The organism is Breoghania sp., from assembly GCF_030066895.1.
GTDB lineage: Bacteria > Pseudomonadota > Alphaproteobacteria > Rhizobiales > Stappiaceae > Breoghania.
In genome coordinates this window covers 91,160-115,916 of the sequence record NZ_JASJAV010000020.1, presented here as the reverse complement: position 1 = coordinate 115,916, position 24,757 = coordinate 91,160, and the positions used below count along the sequence as shown (strand labels likewise).

Annotated in this window: 23 protein-coding genes and 11 pseudogenes; 6 read left to right on the top strand and 28 right to left on the bottom strand. The window is 62.5% G+C overall.

Translation table 11 applies throughout. The annotated features are described in order from the left end of the window. Positions 1-19: 19 nt before the first annotated feature. The 18 genes and pseudogenes from QNJ43_RS19895 to QNJ43_RS19815 form a co-directional block, all read right to left on the bottom strand. Entirely contained in the window at positions 20-367 is a 348-nt protein-coding gene (locus tag QNJ43_RS19895; protein WP_300472327.1) for a RidA family protein, read from the bottom strand. Between the two features lie 30 nt (positions 368-397). Further along, positions 398-1,498 (bottom strand): FAD-dependent oxidoreductase, encoded by a 1,101-nt coding sequence (locus tag QNJ43_RS19890; protein ID WP_300472324.1) that lies wholly within the window; start codon positions 1,496-1,498, stop codon positions 398-400. 35 nt (positions 1,499-1,533) lie between these two features. After that, positions 1,534-2,515: pseudogene (locus tag QNJ43_RS19885) on the bottom strand (histone deacetylase family protein). After that, positions 2,512-2,904, bottom strand: coding sequence for an N-acetyltransferase (locus QNJ43_RS19880; protein ID WP_346433060.1), 393 nt, complete (start codon positions 2,902-2,904; stop codon positions 2,512-2,514). Before QNJ43_RS19880 ends, QNJ43_RS19885 begins: the two are co-directional and overlap by 4 nt. Beyond that, positions 2,816-3,001: a hypothetical protein gene (locus tag QNJ43_RS19875; protein WP_300472319.1), complete on the bottom strand. Its 186-nt coding sequence runs from the start codon at positions 2,999-3,001 to the stop codon at positions 2,816-2,818. Before QNJ43_RS19875 ends, QNJ43_RS19880 begins: the two co-directional genes overlap by 89 nt. Positions 3,002-3,003: 2 nt before the next feature. Further along, positions 3,004-3,865, bottom strand: a pseudogene (locus tag QNJ43_RS19870) (3-keto-5-aminohexanoate cleavage protein). Between the two features lie 286 nt (positions 3,866-4,151). Continuing rightward, positions 4,152-4,919 carry an aminotransferase class III-fold pyridoxal phosphate-dependent enzyme gene (locus tag QNJ43_RS27490; protein WP_346433058.1) on the bottom strand — a complete coding sequence of 256 codons (768 nt, stop codon included), beginning with the start codon at positions 4,917-4,919 and terminating at the stop codon, positions 4,152-4,154. Positions 4,920-4,995: 76 nt separating this feature from the next. Then, positions 4,996-5,223 (bottom strand): annotated as a pseudogene (locus QNJ43_RS27485) (aminotransferase class III-fold pyridoxal phosphate-dependent enzyme); the annotation flags it as partial. Between the two features lie 162 nt (positions 5,224-5,385). Further along, positions 5,386-5,547, bottom strand: coding sequence for a TOBE domain-containing protein (locus tag QNJ43_RS19860; RefSeq protein ID WP_300472317.1), 162 nt, complete (start codon positions 5,545-5,547; stop codon positions 5,386-5,388). A gap of 15 nt (positions 5,548-5,562) precedes the next feature. Then, positions 5,563-6,387, bottom strand: a complete 825-nt coding sequence (locus tag QNJ43_RS19855) for an ABC transporter ATP-binding protein (RefSeq protein WP_300472315.1) — start codon at positions 6,385-6,387, stop codon at positions 5,563-5,565. 306 nt (positions 6,388-6,693) lie between these two features. Further along, complete coding sequence (locus QNJ43_RS19850) at positions 6,694-7,095, bottom strand: extracellular solute-binding protein (protein WP_300472314.1); 402 nt, start codon at positions 7,093-7,095, stop codon at positions 6,694-6,696. 18 nt (positions 7,096-7,113) lie between these two features. After that, positions 7,114-7,302, bottom strand: coding sequence for a hypothetical protein (locus QNJ43_RS19845; protein ID WP_300472311.1), 189 nt, complete (start codon positions 7,300-7,302; stop codon positions 7,114-7,116). Between the two features lie 25 nt (positions 7,303-7,327). Beyond that, positions 7,328-7,591 (bottom strand): hypothetical protein, encoded by a 264-nt coding sequence (locus tag QNJ43_RS19840; RefSeq protein WP_300472309.1) that lies wholly within the window; start codon positions 7,589-7,591, stop codon positions 7,328-7,330. Positions 7,592-7,631: 40 nt separating this feature from the next. Next, positions 7,632-7,835: a hypothetical protein gene (locus QNJ43_RS19835; protein ID WP_300472308.1), complete on the bottom strand. Its 204-nt coding sequence runs from the start codon at positions 7,833-7,835 to the stop codon at positions 7,632-7,634. 62 nt (positions 7,836-7,897) lie between these two features. Further along, the gene (locus QNJ43_RS19830; protein ID WP_300472306.1) at positions 7,898-8,428 is read right to left on the bottom strand and encodes an ABC transporter permease subunit; all 531 of its coding nucleotides are present in this window, start codon (positions 8,426-8,428) and stop codon (positions 7,898-7,900) included. Continuing rightward, positions 8,383-8,634, bottom strand: coding sequence for a hypothetical protein (locus QNJ43_RS19825; RefSeq protein WP_300472304.1), 252 nt, complete (start codon positions 8,632-8,634; stop codon positions 8,383-8,385). The genes QNJ43_RS19830 and QNJ43_RS19825 overlap by 46 nt, the downstream gene beginning before the upstream one ends. A 47-nt stretch (positions 8,635-8,681) precedes the next feature. After that, a complete protein-coding gene (locus tag QNJ43_RS19820) occupies positions 8,682-9,152 on the bottom strand; it encodes an ABC transporter permease (protein ID WP_300472302.1) in 471 nt (156 codons plus the stop codon). A 27-nt stretch (positions 9,153-9,179) separates the two neighbouring features. Beyond that, on the bottom strand, positions 9,180-9,548 hold the full coding sequence (locus QNJ43_RS19815) for a hypothetical protein (protein ID WP_300472300.1): 369 nt from the start codon (positions 9,546-9,548) through the stop codon (positions 9,180-9,182). A 96-nt stretch (positions 9,549-9,644) separates the two neighbouring features. Here QNJ43_RS19815 and QNJ43_RS27480 point away from each other — a divergent pair, with 96 nt between their 5' ends. From QNJ43_RS27480 to QNJ43_RS19790, 6 genes and pseudogenes are all read left to right on the top strand, one after another. Then, entirely contained in the window at positions 9,645-10,082 is a 438-nt protein-coding gene (locus QNJ43_RS27480) for a LysR family transcriptional regulator (RefSeq protein WP_346433057.1), read from the top strand. Between the two features lie 19 nt (positions 10,083-10,101). Then, on the top strand, positions 10,102-10,614 hold the full coding sequence (locus QNJ43_RS27475; RefSeq protein ID WP_346433056.1) for a substrate-binding domain-containing protein: 513 nt from the start codon (positions 10,102-10,104) through the stop codon (positions 10,612-10,614). 382 nt (positions 10,615-10,996) lie between these two features. After that, positions 10,997-12,148: pseudogene (locus QNJ43_RS19805) on the top strand (acyl-CoA dehydrogenase family protein). After that, a complete protein-coding gene (locus tag QNJ43_RS19800; protein WP_300472298.1) occupies positions 12,148-13,248 on the top strand; it encodes a CaiB/BaiF CoA-transferase family protein in 1,101 nt (366 codons plus the stop codon). The pseudogene QNJ43_RS19805 and the gene QNJ43_RS19800 overlap by 1 nt, the downstream one beginning before the upstream one ends. Positions 13,249-13,271: 23 nt before the next feature. Next, positions 13,272-14,103, top strand: a pseudogene (locus QNJ43_RS19795) (CoA ester lyase). Positions 14,104-14,307: 204 nt separating this feature from the next. Next, a pseudogene (locus QNJ43_RS19790) lies at positions 14,308-17,745 on the top strand (pyruvate carboxylase); the annotation flags it as partial. Positions 17,746-17,956: 211 nt separating this feature from the next. Here the strand turns inward: QNJ43_RS19790 and QNJ43_RS19785 are convergent. From QNJ43_RS19785 to QNJ43_RS19740, 10 genes and pseudogenes are all read right to left on the bottom strand, one after another. Further along, the gene (locus QNJ43_RS19785) at positions 17,957-18,250 is read right to left on the bottom strand and encodes a MarR family winged helix-turn-helix transcriptional regulator (RefSeq protein ID WP_300472378.1); all 294 of its coding nucleotides are present in this window, start codon (positions 18,248-18,250) and stop codon (positions 17,957-17,959) included. A 252-nt stretch (positions 18,251-18,502) separates the two neighbouring features. Then, positions 18,503-19,201 (bottom strand): annotated as a pseudogene (locus QNJ43_RS19780) (ABC transporter ATP-binding protein); the annotation flags it as partial. A gap of 16 nt (positions 19,202-19,217) precedes the next feature. Next, positions 19,218-19,994, bottom strand: a pseudogene (locus QNJ43_RS19775) (ABC transporter ATP-binding protein). Then, on the bottom strand, positions 19,991-20,596 hold the full coding sequence (locus QNJ43_RS19770; protein ID WP_300472296.1) for a branched-chain amino acid ABC transporter permease: 606 nt from the start codon (positions 20,594-20,596) through the stop codon (positions 19,991-19,993). Before QNJ43_RS19770 ends, QNJ43_RS19775 begins: the two are co-directional and overlap by 4 nt. Positions 20,597-20,629: 33 nt before the next feature. Further along, complete coding sequence (locus QNJ43_RS19765; protein ID WP_300472294.1) at positions 20,630-21,031, bottom strand: hypothetical protein; 402 nt, start codon at positions 21,029-21,031, stop codon at positions 20,630-20,632. After that, on the bottom strand, positions 21,016-21,714 hold the full coding sequence (locus QNJ43_RS19760) for a branched-chain amino acid ABC transporter permease (RefSeq protein ID WP_300472292.1): 699 nt from the start codon (positions 21,712-21,714) through the stop codon (positions 21,016-21,018). Before QNJ43_RS19760 ends, QNJ43_RS19765 begins: the two co-directional genes overlap by 16 nt. Positions 21,715-21,728: 14 nt before the next feature. Continuing rightward, a pseudogene (locus QNJ43_RS19755) lies at positions 21,729-21,896 on the bottom strand (hypothetical protein); the annotation flags it as partial. Between the two features lie 97 nt (positions 21,897-21,993). After that, a pseudogene (locus tag QNJ43_RS19750) lies at positions 21,994-23,153 on the bottom strand (ABC transporter substrate-binding protein). A gap of 316 nt (positions 23,154-23,469) precedes the next feature. Beyond that, positions 23,470-24,098, bottom strand: a pseudogene (locus tag QNJ43_RS19745) (amino acid synthesis family protein). Then, positions 24,040-24,687 carry a hypothetical protein gene (locus QNJ43_RS19740; RefSeq protein ID WP_300472396.1) on the bottom strand — a complete coding sequence of 216 codons (648 nt, stop codon included), beginning with the start codon at positions 24,685-24,687 and terminating at the stop codon, positions 24,040-24,042. The pseudogene QNJ43_RS19745 and the gene QNJ43_RS19740 overlap by 59 nt, the downstream one beginning before the upstream one ends. Positions 24,688-24,757 lie beyond the last annotated feature (70 nt).

The window sequence follows — 24,757 nt, the reverse complement described above, 5'->3', positions numbered from 1 at the left end:
CTGTTTTTGACGGCCGTTCTCAAAGTGCCGCGACGACGATGATCTCGACCTTGTAGTCGGGCGTCGCCAACCTGGATCCGCCGCAGGCGCGCGTGGGCGGATTGGCCGGATCGATCCAGGCGTCCCACACCGCGTTCATCTCGGCGAAATCATCCACCGAGGACAGCCAGATTGTCGTCTGCAGCAGGCGCGACTTGTTGGTTCCCGCATCCGCCAGGAGCGCGTCTATACGCGCAAGGACGGCCTCTGTCTGGGCGGTCACGCTCTCGCCGGGAGCCCCGACCTGACCGGCAAGCCAGACGAGCCCGCCGTGGATAACCGCCTGGCTCATGCGCGGTTCGGGGTTCAGTCGTTTGATATCGCTCATGATGTGTCCTGTCGTTCTTGAGGGCAGGTGTCAGGCAAAGCGCGCGGGATCGAGCGCGGCAACGATTTCGTTCGGCAGCGCGGGCGACCGTTTCAGGCAGAGATTGGCGGCAAGCCGCGAGAGGGCAGGCGAGGTCTGGACGCCGTAGCCGCCTTGACCGGCCAGCCAGAAGAAGCCGTCCGCATCCGGCGCATAGCCGACGACGGGGATGCGATCAGAAACGAAGCTGCGCAGGCCCGCCCAACTCCGCTCCACCCGTGTCACCTGCATGGTCACGGCCTGTTCGAACCTGTCGAGCTCTTCCGCCAGCACCATGTCGTCCGGCCAGGTATCGTGCGGTTCGGTCGGGTCCTCGTCGGCGGGCGAGACCATCAGCTTGCCCACGTCGGGCTTGGCGTACCAGGTCTCAGAAGCGCTGACGACGAAAGGCCAGGTCCGTACGTCGAGCCCGTCGGGAACAGGCAGAATGGTGGCGGAGCGGCGCATGGGAACGAGCCCGATCTTCTTCACCCCGGTGCGTTCGGCGACGACATCGGCCCACGCGCCCGCGGCATTGACCACTAAGGGGGACTCGAACACGCCCTTGGGCGTTTCCACCCGCCAGATACTTCCCTCGCGGGTCAGCCGTTCGGCTGGGGCATCGGTGACGATGGTTGCGCCGTTATGGCGGGTGAGACGGGCAAAACCCTGAAGCAGGCGATCGACGTCGATATCCTGCGCGTCATGCTCGATGGCGGCGGCCGCGATCCGTTCGCGCCTGAGGAGCGGGAAGCGGACGACTGCGTCATCCGGATCGGTCCGCTCCATGCCGGAGGAACCGTCGAGATAGGCGTTGAAGGCGTCGAGCTCGGCTTCGATGGCGATCATCATTTCGCCGCGCGGGCTGAGAATGGTCTCCTCCGCGATCTCTCCGGGGTTCTGGAGTTCCGGGTCGGAGGCGGCGTTCAGCGCGCGCAAGGTGGCGTTGCCGTAGTTGCGCACGAAGATCGCCGCCGAACGGCCGGTTGCGTGACGGCCTGGCGCGTCTTCCATTTCTAGGATGATGACGCGGGCGTCCGCCGACAATCGAGCCGCCGCGCTGATCCCCGCGATGCCGCCGCCGATGACGATGATGTCTGCTGTCTCGTTCATGCGCTCTGGTATCCGTTCAGCACGCTGGTCAGGTTCTAGCCAAGCTCCTCGGAGAGATATCCGCCCTCCTGCACTAACAGGGTCGGAAGGCCGAATTTGGCGATGGCTTCGCCAATACGCGCAAAGCCCGGTGTTGTCACCGCAAGCCCCTTCAGCGGGTCCTTCTCGAAGGGATCGAGGCCGAGGGCAATGACAAGCACGTCCGTCCCTAAGGCGCGGATATGGGCAAAGGCGGTCTTTATCGTCTTCAGGTAATCGTCGTCGCCGGTGCCGCGCGGCAGGGGCAGGTTGAGGTTGTAGCCGAGGCCAGCCCCTTCGCCGCGTTCCTGGGCATGGCCCCAGTAGAAGGGATAGAAGCGGATCGGGTCGACGTGGATCGAGACGGTCAGCACGTCGGAGCGTTCATAGAAGATGCCCTGCGTGCCGTTGCCGTGGTGGAGATCCACGTCGAGGATGGCCGGGCGATGGCCCGCGGCCAGCAGTCGCTCAGCCGCGATGCCGGTATTGTTGAAGAAGCAGAACCCGCCTGCCAGATCCGCGAAGGCATGGTGCCCGGGCGAGCGACTCAACACGTAGAGCGCCTGTTCGCCCGCATGGAGAAGGTCTGCGCCTTTAACCGCACTATGGGCGGACCAGTAGGCGGATTCGAAGATGTGGGCTGCGATCGGGCAAGCCGTGTCGGCCTGATGGAAGCCCGCCTGATCGATGGCGGAACGCGGATAGGAGGCCGTGCGCCGGTCGGAGTGGACGTTCGGGATCACCTCGTCAACGCATCCGCAATCCGGCTCCAGTGGGTATGGATGGTTTCCAGAAAGACGAGATATTTCGCCGTATGCAGGGCCGCGATGGGCCCATGCCGTGATCGGCGGGCGCCTGGAACGAGCATCCGGCCGCCTCCGCGCCCGAGTGCAGCACCTCGATGCGCTGCAGTTGTTCCGGGTTGGGATAGACGGTTCCGTTCGCCATGAAATGCTTTGGATCGTGCTTCCACTGGCGATCATCGAAGATGGCCTTCATTGCGTTTTCCTCAAGTTCTCGAGAGCCGGCCCCTTCAGGGTCAGAAAGATCTCGTCTGCGAATTGCGAGAAGCCCAGCCGGTCGTAGAAGGTGCGGGCCTTGGCGTTGTCCTGGTAGACGGCAAGTTCCAGAAAGCGGACCGTCCACTCCTTGTCGGCTTCTTCGAGCGCTGCGGCCAACAGGCGTCTGCCGAGCTCGTAGCCGCGTGTGGCGGCGGCAACCCAGAGGTCGGTGACGTAGAGCCCCACCCCGGCATTTGTGGTGGAGAAGAGCGGCGAGGCCATGAGAGCGCCGAGGACATCACCGCCATTCCGATCCTCGGCCGGAAGGGCGAAGAAGGCCGGGTACTCGGCAAAAGCCGTTCCGCAACAGGTCGGCGCTCGAGGCAGCGTGATCGTCGTCGATGTCTTCGGAGAGCCGGGTCAAAGCCCAGTGCAGTTTTTCGACGTCCTCGCGCTTCGCCCTGCGGATGATGATGTCGTCCATGGTCAAAAGGTCGTCCTGTCTGCGCCCTTCAGGGCGAGCATCTTGTGCGCCTCAGATGGTGTCGCTACGGTACGGCCCAGACGTTCGACGATTTCGCGGATCTTTTCCACCTGTTCGGCATTGGATTTCGCCAGTTCGCCCCCTGTCGATGAAAAGGCTGTCCTCAAGACCGACGCGGATATGCCCGCCCATGGCTGCGGCCATGGTGGCGAACGGGATCTTATGGCGACCGGCGGCGAGCACGGAGAACATGTAGTCGTCGCCGAAAAGCTTGTCGGCGATGCGTTTCATGTGATCGAGATTTTCCGGGTCGGCTCCGATACCGCCCAGCACGCCGAAGACGAACTGGATGAAGAAGGGCGGCTTGATCATGCTGCGATCGGCGAAATGGCGCAGCATGTAGAGGTGGCCGACGTCGTAGCACTCGAATTCGAAGCGCGCGCCGCGCTCCTGTCCGAGCCGAGTCAGCACGGCTGCGATATCGCGCGGCGTGTTCTTGAAGACGAGGTCGTCGGAGCCTTCCAGGAACGGCTTTTCCCAGTCGTGCTTCCAGTCGGAATAGCGCTTGGCCAGCGGATAGAGCGCGAAGTTCATCGTGCCCATGTTGAGCGAGCACATTTCCGGCTCTGCCATGGTGGGGGCGGCCAGCCGGTCGTCCAGCGTTATGACGGCGCTGCCGCCGGTGGAGATGTTCACCACCGCATCCGATCCCTGCTTGATCACTGGCAGGAAGCTCATGAAGTGCTTGGGAAGCGCCGATGGGCGGCCGTTTCCCGGGTCGCGGGCATGCAGGTGCAGGATCGCTGCGCCCGCTTCCGCCGCCTTCAACGTGTCGCTTGCGATCTCCGAGCCCGTGACGGGCAGGTAGGGTTACATGGTGGGGGGATGGATGAACCCCGTCACCGCACAGGTGATGATTATCCGGTCTGTCATGGGAGCTCTCGCGTCATCCGGCTTGCAGGTGGCGGTCGACGGTGGTTTCGCGGAATTCGGTCAGCGCGTCTTCGAGCGTTTCCAGGATTTCCGCCACGTGTCCGCTGTCGGTGATCATCGGCGGGCAGACGAGGAAGTGGTCGCCGTCGTAGCCGCCGCGGGTGCGACGGGAATAGATGATCAGCCCCTTGTCATAGGCGATGTCGACAAGCGCGGTTTAGGCGTTGAGGTTCCTTGGCAGAGGCTTCAGCGTCTTGCGGTTAGAGACGAGTTCAAAGGCGAGGAAGAGGTCGATGCCGCGAACATCACCGATGATCTTGTGAAGCTCCATCAGACCTTGCAGGCCAGCCTTCAGTTCCGCCCCGACCTTCGTGGCATTGTCCATCATGCCTTTTCGCTCGATCTTGTCGAGAACTGCGAGACCGACGGCACAGGCCAGAGGATTGCCCGCGTAGGTGTAGCCGTGCAGGAAGTCGCCCATGTCGAGCACGTTCTCGACGATGTCGTTGCGCGCGACCATGGCGCCCAATGGTACGTAGCCGGCGGTAAAGTCCTTGGAGATCGTCAGGATATCGGGCGCCAAGTTCCAATGTTCGGCGGCGAAGAACTTGCCGGTCCGCCCTCCGCCCGACATGACCTCGTCATGGATGAGCAGCACGCCGTATTTCGTGCAGATCTCGCGGATGCGCTTCATGTAGCTCGCGGGCGGCACGAGCGCCCCGGTGGAGGCATCGCCGACCAGTTCCACGATGAAGGCGAGCACGGTTTCCGGCCCTTCGGCCAGAATGCGATCCTCCAGCATGTCGGCGTAGTAGTGGCCCGTCGCCTCGTCGTTTGCGTCGAGATGGTCGAGATAGGCGCGCGGATCCGGGATCTTCGGCATGGGGCGCATCATCGGATCGAAGGCAGAGGCAAGCGGCGTGTATCCGGTCAAAGCCAACGCGCCGAGCGTGGCCCCGTGATAGCTCGAATGGTGCGAGATCACCCTTCCAGCGCTGAGCCTCGCCGATCGCCAGAGCGTTCTGGCGGGCAAGCTTGATGGCGCTTTCAACCGCCTCCGATCCGCCGGAGACGAAGAACACCTTGTCCATGCCGTCGGGCGTGAGACTTGCGGTCTTTTCCGCCAGCCGCTCGGCCGGTTCGGTTTCGAAATGCAGGCGATAGCCGAAGGTGGATTTCTCCATCTGGCGGCGCATCGCCTCCAGCACGCGCTCGTTGGAATGGCCGATATTGCAGACCATGGCGCCGGAGGAACCGTCGAGATAGCGCTTGCCTTCGAGGTCCCACATGTAGACCCCACCCGGCCTGATCGAGCATGGGGCGGCGAAAACGGCTTTGATAGAAGAGGTGGGATTTGGGGGGCGTGGACATGTCACTCGGTACTCGGAAGAACTGCGCAATCGCGCGGCCGGAAGTGGAGACTGACCGACTGTCTCTCCTCGAAGGGATGCTCATCGATCATGTTGATTGCCTGGAGCGGCGTGTCCCAGGCGCAGGAAATAGCGGGCCGCCTGCCCCTGATAGTCGACCGTCTCGACGGTGCCGGGCAGGGAGAGGGCGCCGTTGGTGGGCGCATTAGTTGAGGCGACGGTGAGCTTTTCCGCACATAGCACGAGGCGCGCGGCACCTTAGCCTGAAATGTGAGGGGCACGCTCGCGCGGGACCTCGATCCTGCCAAGTGCGGGGATATCGAGAGCGACGGACGAGCCGTCGAGCCCGATGCAGCGGCCGGCCAGAATGTTCGAGGTGCCGAGGAAACTGGTGACGAACTCGCTGGCGGGCATGTTGTAGACTTCCTCCGGCGTGCCGATCTGCTCCACCAGCCCGTTCGGTATGACGACGAGCTTGTCGGACATGGCGAGCGCCTCGGACTGGTTGTGGGTGACGAAGACGGTGGTGACGCCGATGCGGTTCTGGATACGCTTCAGCTCCACGCGCATGTCCTCGCGCAGGTTCGCATCGAGCGTGGACAGCGGTTCATCCAGCAGAAGCATGTCAGGCTCGATGACGACGGCGCGCGCCAGAGCAATGCGCTGTTGCTGGCCGCCGGAAAGCGCCTTGGGATAGCGGTCGCCGACCTGGGGCAACTGCACGAGATCGAGCGCGCGCTGCACCTTCTCGCGGGCTTCCGCCTTGGAAACGCCCCGGTATTTCAGGCCGAAAGCGACGTTTTCCGCCACCGTCTTGTGCGGGAAGAAGGCGTAGTTCTGGAAGACGAGGCCGAGATTGCGCTTGTGGATCGGAATGTCGTTGACCCGTCGTCCCTTGATGGTGATGTCGTCTTCGGAAGGGTCGATCAGACCGGCGATCATGCGCAAGGTGGTGGTCTTGCCGCAACCCGAAGGGCCGAGCAGGGTCGTGAAGCTGCCTTCGGCGATCTCCATGGACATCCGGTGAACGGCCGTCACCGAACCGAAGCGCTTGACGATGTTGGTCAGGGATACGGCGCTCACATGCGTTCTCCGCCATGGGAAACAGAAACGGACAGTCGGCCCCGTGCGATGGGGAGACGTTTGTCGGAGAGGGATGTCGGGGGGAGAGGACGGGGGACCCGGGGCCGATCCTTCGAGACGGCGCTGTCGCGCCTCCTCAGGATGACGTCATTGTGTTGTTGGCTTCGTGGACGCAAGCCATACGCACAACGTCATCCTGAGGAGCGCTAGCCAGAGTGTGTCTCGAAGGGTGGGCTACACATCCGAACCCATCCTCCCGCAACACCGTGCGCAAGAGGGCGGTGGCCCCTCCCGCGCGGGTTGGCCCTAGTAGCCCTTCTGGATACGGTGGAATTTCTTCGACCATTCCTGCTCGTGACCGTTCCAGTAGGTCGGATTGGCGAAGGTGAGTCCGTCCAGCGTACCGGTCGGATCGAAGGCGGACAGGGTCGGGATCTTCTTGCCGAGATCGATCTTGGTGGGCTCGAGGGCGGGGGGATATTTCTGCCCCTCGGCTACCGCAATGGAGGTCTCCGGCGCCAGCATGAAGTTCAGAAGCTTCTCGCAGACCTCCATGGGCGATCCCTTGATCACGAAGAGGCATTCCTGCCAGCCCAAGCCGTTGGGTGGATCCATGTAGCCGATGTCGTGGCCCTGCTCCTGCAGCGCGTAGATGTGGCCGGACCAGCCTTCGGTGACGTAGATCTCCTCCTCGGCGAGGAGGTTCATCAGCTCCGCGCCCGAGGTTCAGTATTTCAGCGCAAGGTCGCGGTGGGCGCGGATGGCGTCCCAGATCGCGTCCATGTCTTCTGCACCGTTCGGGTCCTGACCGGTCTGCAGCGATGCGTACCAGATGTGGGTGCGCCAGTCGCTCCAGCCGCCGATCTTGCCCTTGAGCGCCTCGTCGATGAGGATCTTCGCGCCCTTTTCCTTCATCTCCTCGTCGGAGACGTGCTTGCGGTTATAGGCAAGCCCGGTGGTGCCGTAATCGTAGGGTACGCAGGAGAACCTTGCCGTCGGTCACATTGCGGAAGACGTCGACCAGCTTCGGGATGACGTTCTTCAGGTTCGGGATGTTGTCCTCGTTCAGCGTCGAGGTCAGGCCGAGGCCGTTGTAGCGGGCGTAATCGAAGACGCCGGAGAGGTGCGCGATGTTGTATTCGCCGGACTGGCTGGCCTTGACGCGCGAGATGTACTCGTCGGAGCCGCCGAAGGTGCCGTCCACGACTTCGATGCCGGTCTTTTCCGTGTAGGGACCGAAGGCGTTATTTGCGGAAGGCCTCGGAGACGCCGCCGCCCCAGCCGTCGAAACGCACCTTTTCGATCGCTGCCATTGCGTGACGGGCGAAGGGCGTGTGTACGCCGTAGGCAAGTCCGGCCGCGCCGATGAGGCCAAGGAATTTGGGCCGGTCGAGATCGCCGTTCAGATAGCGCTCCCTCAAGCGCTCGTAGCGTTTTGTGTTGTCCATTTCGTTCCCCTGAAGTCTGGCTTGTGTCTGGATGGTGGTGTTTTTTTCAGATGCACGCGGTTCTATTTGCCGCGTTGCATGGCGAGCCGTCGGGCAAGATCGAGCCCCAGAAGGGGAAGCCCGACGGTAAAGAAGATCATGACGGTGCCGAGCGCGTTGATCTCCGGTGAGATGGAGTTGTGCAGCATGGCGAAGATATGGGTGGGCACGGTTTCCACCCCGCCCGGTTTCCAGAAGAGCGTGCCGGTGATGTCGTCGAACGAGATAGTAAAGGGGAAGAGCATGCCTGCGAAGACGGCGGGCGCCAGCAGCGGCAGGGTCACCCGGAAGAAGGTCTCGATCGGGCTTGCCCCGAGGCTCAGCGCCGCTTCCTCGTAATCGCGGCGGATGCTGACGAGACGGGCCTGCACCACGAGGATCACGAAGGGCAGGGTGAAGATCACGTGGCCCATCAGCAGGAGCAGGAAGCTCTTGTTGATCGACAGGGCGTTCAGAAACAGCAGCAGGGCGACGGCCAGTACCACTTCCGGCACCAGGATCGGCGCGATCAGGATCGTGGAGATGAAATTGCGCGCCGGGATCCAGTAGCGCACCAGTGCAAGGCTTGCGAGGACGCCGAACGTCGTCGGATCACCGCGGTGAGCAGGCCCAGCACAATGGAGGTGCGAAAGGCCCTGAGAATCGCCTCGTTGTTGGCCCGTTCGACGAACCAGCGCAACGACAGTCCGGTCATCGGAAAGGAGCCGAACTGGCTGGCGTTGAAGCTCAAGAGCACCACGACCGCCACCGGCAGGAACATGAAGATGTAGACGGCGACCGCCCAGCCGCGAATGACCTGCCAGCCTATCAGCTCAAGCCCTTCATCAGTTGGCCCAGTACCAGGAAGTGGTTGTAGATCAACACCAGCGCGCCGAGGATCGCCAGCAACATCAGCGACAGGGCGGAGCCGAGCGGCCAGTTGAGCTGGGTGATGATCGCCTCGAAGGCGAGATTGGCGAACATGGCGTCCGTCGGCCCGCCGAGGACCAGCGGTGTGATGTAGGTGCCCGCACTCAGCACGAAACAGAGAAGCCCGCCCATGGCCAGTCCGGGCAGGGACAGCGGCAAGGTCACTTCGAGGAAGCTCTGCCAGCGGGTGGAGCCGAGTGAGCAGGCCGCGTCTTCAAGCGAGGTGTCGATGCCTTCCAGCGCCACGTAGACATTCAGGATCATGAAGGGCAGCAGGAAGTGGACGAGGCCGAGGATGACGGTCGTCTCGTTGTAGAGCATCTGGAAGGGCTCGCTGATGAGCCCGATCTCGATGAGCGCCCAGTTCACCGCGTCGGAAACGCCGAGAATGTTGATCTACGACATCGTGCGGATGATGTAGCTGATCCAGAAGGGCAGCATCAAAAGCAGCAGCATGAGCGCCTTGTTGCCCTTGGAGCGCGCGATGAAATAGACGGTCGGATAGCCCATCACGGCGCACACGACGGTGGTGATGGCCGCGATGCGCAGGGTCGACAGGAGGATGTCGCGGTAGAAGTGATCGGTCAGCGCCTCGTTCCAGTTGTCGAGGAAGAAGCCAACCTGGTCGGCGCCAGTCGCGGTTCTGAGCCAGAACGAATAGACGACGATGAAGGCGAGCGGGACGAACAGCAGCAGCGTGATCGCTGTCAGTGCCGGCGATAGCAGGATCCAGGGTTGTCGCCTCTCGCGCGCCTCGACGCTCATGCCAATGCCTTTAAGTAAAATTACCTTGACGGAGAGTGGCAAGAGCTACTTAATTGATAAAATAGAAAATCGGAATTGTAACTATAGAGCAGATCTATGGATGAGGATTCACATCCCCTGGGCGCCGAACGTTTGGTTCGCGATCTGGACTGGAATCTGTTCGGGACATTTGTCGTTCTGGCGCGCTCCCACAGCGTAACGGAGGCAGCCGAACGGCTCAGCCTGAAGCAGCCGACCGTCTCCAGCGCCCTGAAAAGGCTTGAGGACCGGCTCGGAAAGCGGCTCATCAATCGAAAGTCCGGACATTTCGAACTGACGGAGGCGGGCAAACTCCTTCTGCGTGAGGCGGTCGAGATCCAGGGGCCGATCCTGCGGCTCGGCACCTTGATGCGCGACGTGGCGGACGAGGTGCGCGGGCATGTCGAAATCGCCATGGCGAGCCACGTGGTCTGCCCTCTTTTTGACGAGACGCTGCGCCGCTTTCACGAAAAGCACCCGCTGGCGACCCTGTCGGTCAACATTATCCGCCAGTAAGGATACGCTGGACGCCTTGATGTCGCGGCGCGCCTCGCTTGCCGTGTGTCTGGTGCGCAAACGCAATTCCAAGCTGGAATATTCGAGGCTTTACCGCGAATTTTTCGGCCTCTTCTGCGGGCCCACCCATCCGCTTTTCGGGGTGAGCGATCTGACCAAGGCGGATCTCGCCGGGCAGGCGGCTGTCAGCTTCGTCACCGACCGGCTGGAGGATGCGTTGAGGTCGGTGACGCTCATGCGGGCCGATGCCGACCTGATCGACCGGGTGGTCGGGACTTCGGCGAACCTGAAAGAGGTCCGGCGTATGATCATCGCGGGGCTGGGCATCGGGCCTCTGCTGGTTCACGTGGTGCGGCGGGACCTCGATGACGGTCTGCTCTGGCGCCTGCCGCCTTACGAGAACCTGCCGGGCATCGATGTGCACGTGGTGTGGAACCCGAGCGCGAAGATGAACCGGGCGGAGACGGCCATGCTGGAAATGCTGCTGGAACGGATCGCCGGGACGCCGATCGAGGAGCGGACCTACAGGTAAGGGGCGGGCGCCGTGACCCGTGGCTTTGGGGAGTGGAGATTCATTCTTGTTATCCATCTTTCGAGACGGCGCTGTCGCGCCTCCTCAGGATGACGTTATCGTGTTGATTTTTTTTGGCAGAAAGATAGATCGAAACGACCTGCTACACTCTCAACGTCATCCTGAGGAGCGCTCGTAAGAGCGCGTCTCGAAGGATGGGCAACACGAACGAACCTAGCCCAAATCGACAATTGCGCATTCCCGTACGGGCACTTCGGGCCATATCAATTCGCTATGGGCCGGATCGCTTTTCCATATTTGAAATCCCTGCAGAGCCCCCCTTAGTTGATTGGCCAAAGGTGGCCGTATCAGCGACGATCAGGCCCGATGGAAGAGACAAGTGATTCATTCTTCAGATGAATATCAGGATATCCGCGATGCCGTGCGCGCGCTGTGTGCCGAATTCCCGGACGAATACCACCGCAAGGTGGATGACGAATGCGTCTATCCGGAGGAGTTTGTGGATGCGCTGACGAAAGCGGGCTGGATGGCCGCGCTGATCCCTGAGGAATACGGCGGATCCGGCCTCGGGCTCACTGAAGCCTCGGTGATCATGGAGGAGATCAACCGGGTGGGCGGCAATTCCGGTGCCTGCCACGGCCAGATGTACAACATGAACACGCTCGTCCGGCACGGTTCCGACGAGCAGCGCGAGATCTATCTGCCGAAGATCGCCTCGGGCGAGTTGCGGCTTCAGTCCATGGGCGTGACCGAGCCGACCACCGGCACCACCAAGATCAAGATCACGGCCGTGCGCAAGGGCGATCGCTACGTGATCAACGGCCAGAAGGTGTGGATCAGTCGCGTCCAGCATTCCGACCTGATGATCCTGCTGGCGCGCACCACGCCGCTGGCGGAGGTGAAGAAGAAGTCGGAGGGGCTGTCGATCTTCCTGGTCGATATCAAGCAAGCCATGAAAAGCGGCATGACGGTCACGCCGATCCGCAACATGGTGAACCACGAGACCAACGAGCTGTTCTTCGACGATCTGAAAATCCCGGTCGAGAACCTGATCGGCGAGGAAGGCAAGGGCTTCAAGTACATCCTGACCGGGCTCAACGCGGAGCGCGCGCTGATCGCGGCGGAATGCATCGGCGACGGCTACTGGTTCACCGACCGCGTCACCTCCTATGTGAAGGAACGCAACGTGTTCGGGCGGCCGATCGGCCAGAACCAGGGCGTTCAGTTCCCCATCGAGGAAAGCTATATCGAGATCGAGGCCGCAAGCCTGATGCGCTATCAGGCGTGCCGGCTCTATGACGCGGGCGAGCCGTGCGGGGCTGAGGCCAACATGGCGAAATATCTCGCCGCCAAGGCCTCGTAGGAAGCTGCCAATGCCTGCCTGCAGTTCCATAGCGGCTTCGGCTTTGCCGCCGAATACGACGTGGAACGCAAGTTTCGCGAGACGCGGCTCTATCAGGTGGCGCCGATCTCCACCAATCTCATTCTTTCTTACGTCGCCGAGCACATTCTCGGCCTGCCGCGGTCGTTCTGATGACTCTGCCTCTGGAAGGATTGACGGTCGTCGCCATCGAACAGGCGGTGGCGGCGCCGTTTTGCACGGCGCGCCTTGCGGATGCGGGCGCGCGGGTGGTCAAGATCGAACGGCCGGAAGGCGATTTCGCGCGCGGCTACGATACCGCTGCCGCCGGTCAGTCGAGCTATTTCGTCTGGCTCAACCGGGGTAAGGAAACGCTGATGCTCAATCTCGCCAAGCCGGAGGCGAAGGCCCGGCTGGCGGAGCTGATCGGTAGTGCCGATGTCGTGGTGCAGAACCTGAAGTGCGGGGCGTTGACCCGGCTCGGCTTCGATCCCGAAGACCTGGTGAAGGCCAATCCGCGCCTGATCGTGTGTTCGATTGCCGGTTTCGGAGAGGGCGGGCTTTACGCCGACCGCAAGGCCTATGACCTGCTGATCCAGGCGGAATCCGGGCTCTGCTCGATCACCGGCACGCCGGAAGGGCCGTCGCGGGTAGGGCTTTCCATCGTCGATATCGCGACGGGGGCAACCGCGCACGCGGCGATCCTGGAGGCCCTCATCCGGCGTTCGGTGATAGGCAAGGGCGCGAATATCTCCGTCTCCATGTTCGACGTGATCGCCGAATGGCTGACGGTGCCGCTGCTCAATTACGAGGGCGGCAATCCGCCCAAGCGCATCGGGCTCGCTCACCCCTCCATTTCGCCCTATGACGTGTTCGAGACGCGCGACAAGACGCCGATCCTGATTTCCATTCAGAGCGACCGGGAATGGCGCAAGCTGTGCGAGGTCTTCATCGGGGATGCGGCCCTTGGTACCGACGAGCGGTTCGCCACCAACGTGGTGCGGGTCGAAAACCGGGCGAAGACGGATGCTGTCGTCGCTGAGGCCGTCGCCCGGTATGATTGCGATGAGGCGATCGAGGCCCTGTTGAAGTCGGATGTGGCGTTGGCGCGGGTTAACAACATGGCCGGGCTTTCCACGCATCCGCATCTGCGCCGTATCGAGGTGGATAGCCCCAACGGACCAGTGCGCTTCCCGGCTCCCGCTCCGATCTTTGCCGGCGAAGAGCGCGATTACGGTTCCGTCCCGGCCCTCCGGTCGGAAGATGCGCAGTAGCGGGACCGGTCACGGGGATGAACATGGATACGTTGAGAGAGGAAATCGCCGGGATCCGGACGCCATTGTTCGTGCCGGCGTCGCGGCCCGACCGGTTTGCCAAGGCGGCCGGATCTGGAACTGATGCGGTGATCCTCGATCTGGAAGATGCCGTCGGAGAGGCGGACAAGGCGGAAGGCCGGACAGGCACTTGCCTGCGACTTCACGGATCTGCCTGTTCTCGTGCGCATCAACGGGTGCGGAACGCCGTGGCATGCTGATGATCTTGCCTCGGTAGGCAAGCTCGCCCTTTCCGCCGTCGTCCTGCCCAAGGCGGAGGATGTGGGCGATGTTGTGGCCGTGGTGCAGGCCCTTGGGGGCAAGGTGTCCGTCGTGGCGTTGATCGAGACGGCGGCAGGGCTCGCCTCCGCGCGTGCCATCGCGGATATCGACGGGGTGGAACGGCTTACCTTCGGCTCTGTGGATTTCTGCGCGGATCTTGGCTGCGACCACCTGCGCGAGGTGCTTCTGCCCGCGTGGTTCGAGATCGTGCTCGCCTCAAAACTTGCGCGAATCGCACCGCCGATCGACGGCGTGACGACGGCATTGGACGATCCCACCTTGTGTGAAGCGGATGCCCGCCATGCGCGCAACCTCGGGATGAGCGGAAAGCTCTGCATTCATCCAAAACAAATTTCAGCGGTGAAACAAGCCTTTCGCCCGAGCGACGAGGGAGTCGACTGGGCGCGGCGCGTTCTCGAGGCCTCCGAAGAGGCGGCCGAGGGCGAGGAGGACGGAGCGGTTTCGCTGGATGGCGTGATGATCGACAAGCCGGTGCGGTTGCGTGCCCGCGCCATTCTGGCCTCGCTCGATTAGACATCTGCCCTTTGCCACTATTGTCATTATGCCATTTGACCGCGTGGCCGACTAGTCTAAATGACCGCTTTTCTATATGAGCAATAAGTGACCATGCTGCCCGACTGACACAGAAGATGGCATTTCATGGCTCGGGCTTTTTGAAGTCCGGACCTCACATTTTCGTCTGGTCCGTTTCGGTCCGATTTAATCGATAGTGAAGGCATGATGTCCGAATTCAGCAAGATCCTGATCGCCAACCGTGGCGAGATCGCAATCCGTGTAATGCGTGCGGTCAACGAATTGGGCAAACGCACGGTTGCGGTCTATGCGGAGGAGGACAAACTTTCACTGTATCGCTTCAAGGCCGACGAAGCCTATCGCATCGGTGAAGGGATGGGGCCGGTCGCGGCCTATCTGTCGATTAAGGAAATCATCCGCGTCGCGCGTCATTCGGGGGCGGATGCCATCCCCCCCGGATATGGCCTCCTGTCGGAAAATCCCGATCTGGTCGAGGCGTGCCGCGAGGCGGGGATCGCCTTTATCGGCCCGTCGGCAGAGACGATGCGCAAGCTCGGCGACAAGGCCAGCGCGCAGCATATCGCGATTCAGGCGGGCGTGCCAGTAATCCCGGCTTCCGAGGTGCTCGACGACGACATGGACGCGGCGCGCAAGGTTGCTGCGGAAATCGGTTATCCGTTGATACTCAAGGCGTCGTGGGGCGGCGACGGGCGCGGCATGCGGCCGATTGCGGGGCCGGACGAGCTTGAGGAGAAGATCCTCGAGGGCCGCCGCGAGGCGGAAGCCGCCTTCGGCAACGGCGAGGGTTATCTGGAAAAGATGATCACCCGGGCGCGCCACGTGGAGGTGCAGATCCTCGGGGATACCCACGGCCATATCTATCATTTGTGGGAGCGCGACTGTTCAGTGCAGCGGCGCAACCAGAAGGTCGTGGAGCGCGCGCCCGCGCCCTACCTGAGCAAGGCGCAGCGCGCCGAGGTCTGCGCGCTCGGCAAGAAGATCGCCGAATTCGTGGGTTACGAGTGCGCCGGTATGGTCGAATTCCTGATGGATATGGAGATCGACAAGTTCTACTTCATCGAGGTGAACCCGCGCATTCAGGTCGAGCACACGGTGACGGAAGAGGTCACCGGCATCGATATCGTGCGCGCCCAGATCCTGATCGCGGAAGGCAAGACGCTGGTCGAGGTGGCGGGCATCGCCGATCAGTCGCGCGTGGAGCTTTCCGGCAACGCCATCCAGTGCCGGATTACGACGGAAGACCCGACCAACAATTTCATTCCCGACTATCGCCGGATCTCCGCCTATCGCGGGGCGACGGGCATGGGCATCCGGCTTGATGGCGGCACGGCCTATTCGGGCGCAGTGATCACCCGCTATTACGATTCCCTGCTGGAAAAGATCACCGCCTGGGCGCCGACCCCGGAAGGGGCGATCGCACGCATGGACCGGGCCTTGCGCGAATTCCGCATTCGCGGGGTCTCGACGAATATCGACTTCGCCATAAATCTGCTGCGCCATCCGACCTTCCTGAACAGCGAATATCACACCAAGTTCATCGACGAGACGCCGGAGCTGTTCGAGTTCTAGGTCCGGCGCGACCGGGCGACGAAGATCATGACCTACACCGCCGATGTCACGGTGAACGGGCATCCGGAAACGGCAGGGCGTCCCAAGCCTGCCGTCGATGCGCGCGTGCCAGTGGCGCCGGAATGACGCCGCGACGTGCCGCCTGTGGGCACCCGTCAGATTCTTGAAGCGAGGGGCCCGAAGGGCGTCGCCGACTGGATGCTGGAGCAGAAGCGCCTGCTGATCACCGACGGCCCGCAGTCGTTACTGGCCACCCGCATGCGCTCCATCGACATGGTCAACGTGGTGCCCGCCTATGTCGCGAACCTGCCGGAACTGTTCTCGGTGGAATGCTGGGGCGGGGCGACTTTCGACGTTGCCTACCGCTTCCTGCAGGAATGCCCGTGGCAGCGCCTGCGGGCCCTGCGCACCGCCATGCCGAACCTACTCACCCAGATGCTGCTGCGGGGCTCCAACGGGGTCGGCTACACCAACTATCCCGACAACGTGGTGCAGAGCTTCGTCCATCAGGCGGCAACGTCGGGCGTCGATCTCTTCCGCATCTTCGACAGTCTGAACTGGGTTGAGAACATGCGCATCGCTATCGATGCGGTTCTGGAAACGGGCCGGATCTGCGAAGGCACGATCTGCTACACGGACGATATCGGCAATCCGGACCGGGCCAAGTACGACCTGAACTACTATGTCTCCATGGCGCGCGAGCTGCGCGATGCCGGGGTTCATGTGCTAGGTCTGAAGGACATGGCCGGGCTCTTGAAGCCGGCTGCCGCGCGCAAGCTGATCTCCGTCCTGAAGGAGTAGATCGATCTTCCGATCCATCTGCATACGCACGATACCGCGGGTATCGCCAGCGCCACGGTTCTGGCGGCTTCGGAGGCGGGCGTCGATGCGGTCGATTGCGCCATCGACTCCCTGTCTCGGGCAACACCTCGCAGGCAACGCTGGGCACGATCGTCGAGGTGCTGGCGCGCAGCGAGCGCGACACCGGGCTCGACATCGATGCGATCCGTGAGATCTCGAATTACTGGGAAGCGGTGCGCGGCCATTATGTCGCCTTCGAGAGCGGTATGCAGGCTCCGGCCTCCGAGGTTTATCTGCACGAGATGCCGGGCGACCAGTTCACCAACCTCAAGGCGCAGGCGCGCTCGCTGGGGCTGGAAGAGCGCTGGCACGAAGTCGCCAAGACCTATGCCGAGGTCAACAAGATGTTCGGCGATATCGTCAAGGTAACGCCATCCTCCAAGGTGGTGGGCGACATGGCGCTGATAATGGTTTCGCAGGGGCTGACGCGCGAAGCGTTGGAGGACCCGGCACGGGACATCTCCTTCCCCGATAGCGTGGTCGACATGATGCGCGGCAATCTCGGTCGTCCGGCGGGCGGTTTCCCGGAAGCCCTGCAGAAAAAGATCCTGAAGGGCGAGGAGCCACTTGAGGGACGCCCCGGCAAGTATCTGCCGCCGGTCGATTTCGAGGAAAAGCGCAAAGAAGCCTCGGAGACTGCCGGAGGCGTGGAAATCGACGACGAGGACCTGAACTCCTACCTGGTGTACCCGAAGGTGTTTGCCGAATATCGCAAGCGCTTCGAGGAATACGGCCCCGTCCGCGCCCTGCCGACCTCGACCTTCTTCTATGTCATGGAGCCGGGTGAGAAGATCAGCGTCGAGATCGATCCCGGCAAGACGCTGGAAATCCGGTGTCAGGCGATCGGCGAGACGGACGATAACGGCAGTGTCAAGGTGTTCTTCAAGCTGAACGGTCAGCCGTGGCTCATCCGCATGGTCGACCGGCTGCATGGCGGCGGTGCCGTGAAGGCCCAGCCGAAGGCGGAGGAAGGCAACGCGAACCATGTCGGTGCGCCGGCCCGGTGTCATCGCCTCGCTTGCCGTGAAGGCTGGCACCAAGGTGAGCGTCGGCGATCTGATGATGACCATCGAGGAGATGAAGATGGAGACCGGCATCCACGCCCAGCGCAATGCCGTCATCTACGCCGTTCACGTCGCTCCGGGCGATCAGATCGACGCCAAGGACCTGTTGATGGAATACGAGGCTGAGGAAGACTGGGCGGGGGTACTCCACGCGGAAGTGGGGTGGATGTTCCTTGTCCATCGCGTGGCCCATCATTCGAGACGCGCTCTTGCGAGCGCTCCTCAGGATGACGTTGTGCGTGTAGCTCGCGCCTTCAAAGCCAACCACCCGATAACGTCATCCTGAGGAGGCGCGAAGCGCCGTCTCGAAGGATGGGCCACGCACGCAATCGGGCTACCTACTGAAGCTTCTTTAGGATCTTCAACAGGGACCAGCGCTCGGCCTGTGTGAGGGGGCTCAACGTTTCCTGCGAGACGTCCAGACCCAGCAGCGCGCATTCCTCGAAAAGCTGCCAGCCGGCATCGCTCAGCGAGATCATCTGGCGGCGGCGGTCATTGGGATCGCGGCCGGTTTCGATCAGGCCGCGCGCATGCAGCCGGTCGACGACGCCCTTGGTGGTCGCCACGTCGAGACCGACGGTCCGGCCGAGGTGGTTCTGCGAGACCGAGCCTAGTTCCGTCAACCGCGCCATTACGGCGAATTGCGTCGGCGTCAGGCCGCTTTGTACCTTTTCGCCGAAGAGCACTGCGTTGCGCTGGTAGGCCTTGCGCAACAGGTATCCGATCTGCTCGTCGAGCACATAGCCGTGGGTGCGTGGATCCGGCGTTTTGGGGGCTTTTTCTGCGGGATCGGACACGGGCTCTCCACGGGCTGGATTGCGCTTGCGGCAGAAGGCCGTTTCGCGAAATCTCAGCTCGTCGTTGGTTTCGATTTCATCGGCTTGGACCGACAGGTATGCATCGCGGATCTCGGTATGATTCTCAAGCTCGTCAAAAGAGCCGTCGAACTTCTTCTCGCCGCCCTCGATGATGACCGTGCGGTCTGCGACGATCTTGGCGAAGTGCAGGTTCTGTTCGGAGATGATCACCGTCAGTCCCTGTTCCTTGAACTTCAGGATCGTCTGGGCCATCTGCTCCACGATGATCGGCGCGATACCTTCCGACGGTTCATCGAGAAGCAGAAGGCTCGGGTTACCCATCAACGTGCGGGCGATGGTGAGCATCTGCTGTTCGCCGCCGGACATGGCCTTGCCTTGCGCATTGCGCTGTTCCCACAGGTTCGGGAACAGTTCGAACATGTCCGCTTCCGTCCAGAAGGGCGTATCGACGCGGTGCCCCTGACGGCCCACTTCCAGATTTTCCAGGATCGTCAGATCGGTGAAGATCCGCCGCTCCTCCGGCACGTAGCCGAGGCCCATGCGCGCCACCTTGTGCGGCGCCATGCCGGTGATTTCGGTGCCGTGGAAATGGATGTGACCTTTGCGCGAACGCACGAGCTGCATGATCGACTTCATGGTCGTCGTCTTGCCCGCGCCGTTGCGTCCGAGAAGGGCCACGACTTCGCCGCGCGTCACCGAGAAGCCAAGGTCGTTGAGAATGTGCGCCTTGCCGTAGAAGCTGTTCAGCCCCTCGATCCGGAGCATGGGCTCAGAAATCGGTTCAGACATGAGCTTCCTCCGCCGCACAGAGGGTGTCGCCGCCGAGATAGACTTTCTGCACGTGCGGATTGGAACGAACCTCCGTCGCCGTGCCGTCGGCGATCAGCTCGCCCCGGTTCAGCACCATGATGTGATGGGCACGGGCGAAGACCACGCCCATGTCGTGTTCGGTGAAGAGAACGGAGATGTCCCGTTCCTTGACGATGTCGGCGGTCAGTTGCATGAGCTCGATGCGCTCGCGCGGCGCCATGCCCGCCGTCGGTTAATCCATCAGCAGGAGCGTCGGCGCATGGGCGAGCGCGATGGCCAGTTCCAGCCGCTTCAGATCTCCGTAGGCGAGAATGGCGCAGGCCCGATCGGCCTGATCGGCCATGCCGACCACGTCGAGCAGTGCGACCGCCTCCTCGCGATAAAGGCGATGGGTGTCGGGCAACATGGAAAACAGCCGGCGGTGATGGGAGATCAGCGCCATCTGCACGTTTTCGGCCACCGTCATGGACTGGTAGGTGCCGGTGATCTGGAAGGTTCGGCCGACGCCGCGCCGCCAGATGTCGCGCGGCGGCAGGCCAGTAATCGGCTTGCCGTTCAGCTCCACCGTGCCGGAGGACGGCGAGATCTGACCCATCAGCATATTGAAGCAGGTGGATTTCCCCGCCCCGTTGGGGCCGATCAGTGCCTTCAACTCGCCGGGCGTAACATCGAAGCTGACATCGTGGACAGCGCGAATGCTGCCGAAAAAGCGGGGCAGGTGCGAGATCTTGAGAACGGGCGTCGTCATCGCATGCTCTCCTCTTCACGAATGAGGCCGATCCTCTCACCGAGCTTGCGCAGCGAGCCGACGGTGCCGTCCAGGGCGATGATCACCACGGCGATGATCAGGAGGCTCAGGATCAGGCGCCAGTATTCCATCCGGGTGAGCCAGTCCTTGACGCTTTTCATGAAGGCTGCACCGACAACCGCGCCGGACAGGGTCTTCACGCCGCCCAGGAACACGACGATCAGCGCATCGAAACTCTTGGAGATGCTGAGTTCGTCGTGAAAGATCGAGCCCTTGGAGAAGACGAATAGCTCGCCCGCCAGTTCGGCGAGGGCGCCTGCGATGACGAAGGCCATCCATTGCACGTTCTTGATGTTGATGCCGGTGGCCTCCGCCTGGCGTGCGCTATCGCGCGTCGCCCTCAGCGCATAGCCGAAGGGGGAATGGGTGGTGTGGCGCAGGATCAGGATCCCGCCGACGGCCAGGGTGCAATAGTAGTAGGCGGTGGTATCCGGCAGCCATTTGGCGGGCCAGATGCTGACCAGTCCGTCGTCGTCGCCGGTGACCTCGCCCCATTGGAAGACGAGCGACGAGACGAGCTGGCTGAAGACCAGCGTCAGCATGGCGAAATAGATGCCGGAGAGGAGGATGCAGAACTAGCCGATGCCGATCGCCAGAATCCCTGCGCCCAGCGGTGCGAGCATGAAGGCGAGTTCCATCGGGGTATCGAAATAGGTGACGAGCAGGGCCGAGGCGTAGGCGCCGCCGCCGAAGAAGACCGCATGGCCGAAGCTGATCAACCCGCCTGTCGACAGGATGAACTGCAGCGAGCTTGCGAAGAGACAGAAGATCAGGATGTCGGTCAGCAGCACCTGAGCGAAGCTTGAGGTGAAGGCGGGCACCAGGGCGAGAACCGCGATCAGCGCCAGCGCGAGGATGCGTCCGCGCGGGCCCGCCGGTCGGATGGGGCGTTGCGGGTCGCCGACCTGTCCGTGTTCGCCGAACTTTTCCTCACGTCCCAGCAATCCCCAGGGCCGCACCATCAGCACGATCGCCATGACCACATCAGCACCAGCGTGCTTTGCGGCACGTAGGCGACGCCGAAGATGTTGAGGACGGAAATCAGCACTGCGGCGATGAAGGCGCCGGGGATCGAGCCCATGCCGCCGATGACGACCACGACGAAGACCTCGGCGATGATGTTGAAGTTCATCAAGAGATCCGCGCTGCCCTTGGGCAACTGGATCGCGCCGCCGAGACCGGCGAGCGCGGGGCCGAGGAAGAAGACGCCGGTGAAAAGCCAGAACTGGTTGACGCCGAGCGGGCCAACCATTTCGCGGTCCTGTGTTGCGGTGCGCACCAGAATGCCGACGCGCGTCTTGGTGATCAGACACCACAGGCCGACCAGCAGGAAGGGGGTGATGGCGATCAGTGCCAGATCATATTGCGGCACCGGCTCGCCGAGGATGTGCACGATCGATTTCAGATCCGGTGCGCGCGGTCCGAGACGATCCTCGCTGCCCCAGATCATCAAGGTGAGATCCTGAATGACGAGGATGACGCCGAAGGTCGCGACGAGCTGGAAGAGTTCGGGCGCGCGATAGACCGGCCGGAGCGCGCAGATCTCGATGATCACGCCGATCAGGCCGACGGCGAGGCCCGCCAGGACGATGGAGCCCCAGAAGTCGAAATGGCCGGGCAGCACGCTCATCAGCGTAATGCCGATATAGGCGCCCAGCATGTAGCCGGCCCCGCAATCGGCCGCATGCCGCGCCCGTCGCCACCCCACGACGACTTGAGTATCAACGGATAACCGATTTCCGCAGCAACCTTGCGCGCCGCGTCCATGTCGTCGTCGAGCACCTCGGAAGCCGGGATCACTGGCACGCCCGCCTAAATCGCGATATGCCGCGCGCTGGCCTTAGGGAGCCATGGGCGAAGTTCACGATGCGTGTGACGCCGAATATCAGGGAGAGACCGGAGGCCACCAGGAATAGCGCCGCCGCGTTTGCAAGCCCGGTTAGGAGCTGCGCAACAAAAAGACCCATAGCGTTCGTTCTGTTCTTGCTGGAAGGGGAACGGTCCGCCGTCTGGAAAGACGGCGGACAAGGCGGTCGGAGATTAGTCCGCCGGGCGCATCTTCTTGATTTCTTAGTCGCTCGGCATGTAGGGGGTCGGGGTCCTTGTAGGACCGGTCGACCATCACGCCCTTGCCGGCCTTCAGGGCCGTGGTGCCGACATAGGCGCCTATGGTCGACTGATGGTCGAGCGAGCGATAGGTGATCTCGCCCATCGGCGTCTCGACCTTCAGGTCCTTGAAGGCTTCCAGCAGAGCGTCGGTATCGGTGGAGCCGGCCTTGGTGATCACCGCGGCGATGGACTTGGCCGCCATGTAGCCGACCAGGCTGTCGACCTTCGGCGTCTCGTCCGGGTAGGCTTCCATGTAGGCGTCGACGAATTCCTTCGCCGGGCCGTCGGTGATCGCGTACCAGGGGTAACCGGTGACAAACCAGCCTTCGGGGGATTCGGCGCCGAGCGGGTCAAGATATTCCGGTTCGCCGGTCAGAAGGCCGTAGACCTTGCGTCCCTCGAAGAGGCCGCGCGTCGCGCTTTCACGCACGAACTTCTGCAGGTCGGTGCCGAAGGTGACGTTGTAGATGGTGTCCGGCTTGGTGCGTTCCAGCGCCTGGACCTCGGCGCTTGCGTCGATCTTGAAGAGCGGGGGCCACTGTTCGGTGACGAATTCCACGTCGGGATTCAAAGCCTTCAGGTTCTTCTTGAAGGTCTCGACGGCAGCCTTGCCGTAGGCGTAGTTGGGGGCGATCGTCGCGTAATTGACGGCGTCGGTCTGGCCGCCTCTTTCGCAAGCATGGCGGCCTGCACGTAGGTGGAGGTGCGCAGACGGAACGTGTACTTGTTCCCCGCTTCCCAGACGATGTCGTCGGCCAGCGGTTCGGCGGCCAGATAGATGTAGCCCTTCTGACCGGCATAGGAGGAAATCGCCAGTCCGACATTCAACAGGATGGAGCCGGTCAGTATGACGGCGCCGTCGCGGGTCATCAGTTCCTCGGCGATCTTGACGGCATCGCCCGGCTTGCCGTCGTCGTCGCGGTGAATGAACTCGATCGGCTTGCCGAGCACGCCGCCCGCCTTGTTGATCTGGGACGCGGCCAGTTCCATGCCCAGACGATAGGGCTCTGCAAAAGCAGCGAGCTGCTTGAAGTGGTTGATGTCGCCGATCTTGATGCTGTCGGCGGCCATGGCCGCGCTGGTCGCAACAAGGGCGGTAGCGGCGATTGTCACCGTGGTGATGAGCTTCTTCATTGATCCCTCTTTCTGGTTGTCGCGTGCGCGATCTTTGTGACCGTTCTGTTGGTAAGGAAGGTGGTCGGGCTATACCGATTTCTGCCGTGTTTTGTTCGCGATGGACATGTCCGCAGCTGTCTTTGTCGCAGCGTTACGGGCTGCCCCGATGTGTTTCGCTGATGGGGTCGCTCTATCTCAGGCCGTCCTCCCCCTTGATCTCGGACGCCTTGAGCCCGCCGACGCGGGCGTGGATGCGCGAGCCGGTGGTCATGACCAGCGCCAGCATGATCTCGTCGGCGTGGGGGCTGTCGGGAATGCCCACCTCCATGGCGTCGAAATGCGAGCACACGAAGGAGGCGTTGGTGTGGGTGATGGACGTCAAGTCGTGCACCGAAGCCGCCGACCTTCTTGGCGGACGGCACGATGGCGTTGGAAGCGGGCAGGATCTCGCGCATGGAATAGCCGCCCGGCACATGCCACAGCGCGCCGTGTTCCAGTTCTCCGGTAGCGCCCACGATGGCGCCCTTGCCATAGCCTTCGACCACGGACGGATCACCGCCGAGCGCATCGACCAGATCCTTGGTCATGGAAAGTGCGAGCGGCTTCAGACCATCCATGAAACCGGTGATGTCTTCGACATATTTGCCGGCAAAGGGGTTCTTGATGATGGCAAGGATCGCGGCGCGCGGGTTTGTCGGCGATGGGGCCGCCTTCATGGAAAATTTCTTCAACGATGGTGACGCGCTTGCGCAAAATGGGTTCAGGGACAGATGGGTTCCTCCCGGAAGTGGGTTCTTGTGTGCAGTCGTCTGGTTTCATGAGTGACGATGCGGCGCTCTCCGCCAAGGTCAAGATAGGCCGCGCGGAAGAGACCGCGTTCCCGATAGGCGCGGGCCATCCGTTTGCCGTTGGCGAGAGCCTGCTCGATATCGGATCGTGTCAGATCTCCGACGCCCATTGTCACGAGCCGTTCACCCAAATCGCTGTCCGGGCTGAGCATATTGGCGGGTTCGCGGGAAACGAGCGGGGAGCTGGGCAGATCGACCGCATTGGCGATCATGGTCGCCGCCGCATCGGCCTCTGCCGCGCTTTGCGCCAGAATGGTCACGGCATCGGCGATGCCGAGAGAATGGGAGCGATCGCGCCAGCCGCTTGTCGCGATGCCACCGATCTCGTCTTTCGGGCGCACCAGAACGACCCCGCCTGCCTCGCCGGTCACGGGATTGTCGCAGATCCCGACCCGGAATACGCCTTCGCGCAGGTGAAGGGCGATATAGCCGCCATTGTTCACGTAGGTGCGGGCGAGGTACCGCCCGCGTATCATGCAGGCCAGAACGTGATCCCCAACGCTTCCGGCAACGGCTGCCATGGGGGTGATGTATTCGGGGCGATAGGGGGGCGACGGCATCGTGCATCTGCCGCGCCACTGCACCGTCGGAGCGTGCGCCCGGGGGTTTCCTTAGCCGGGGCAGTTCATC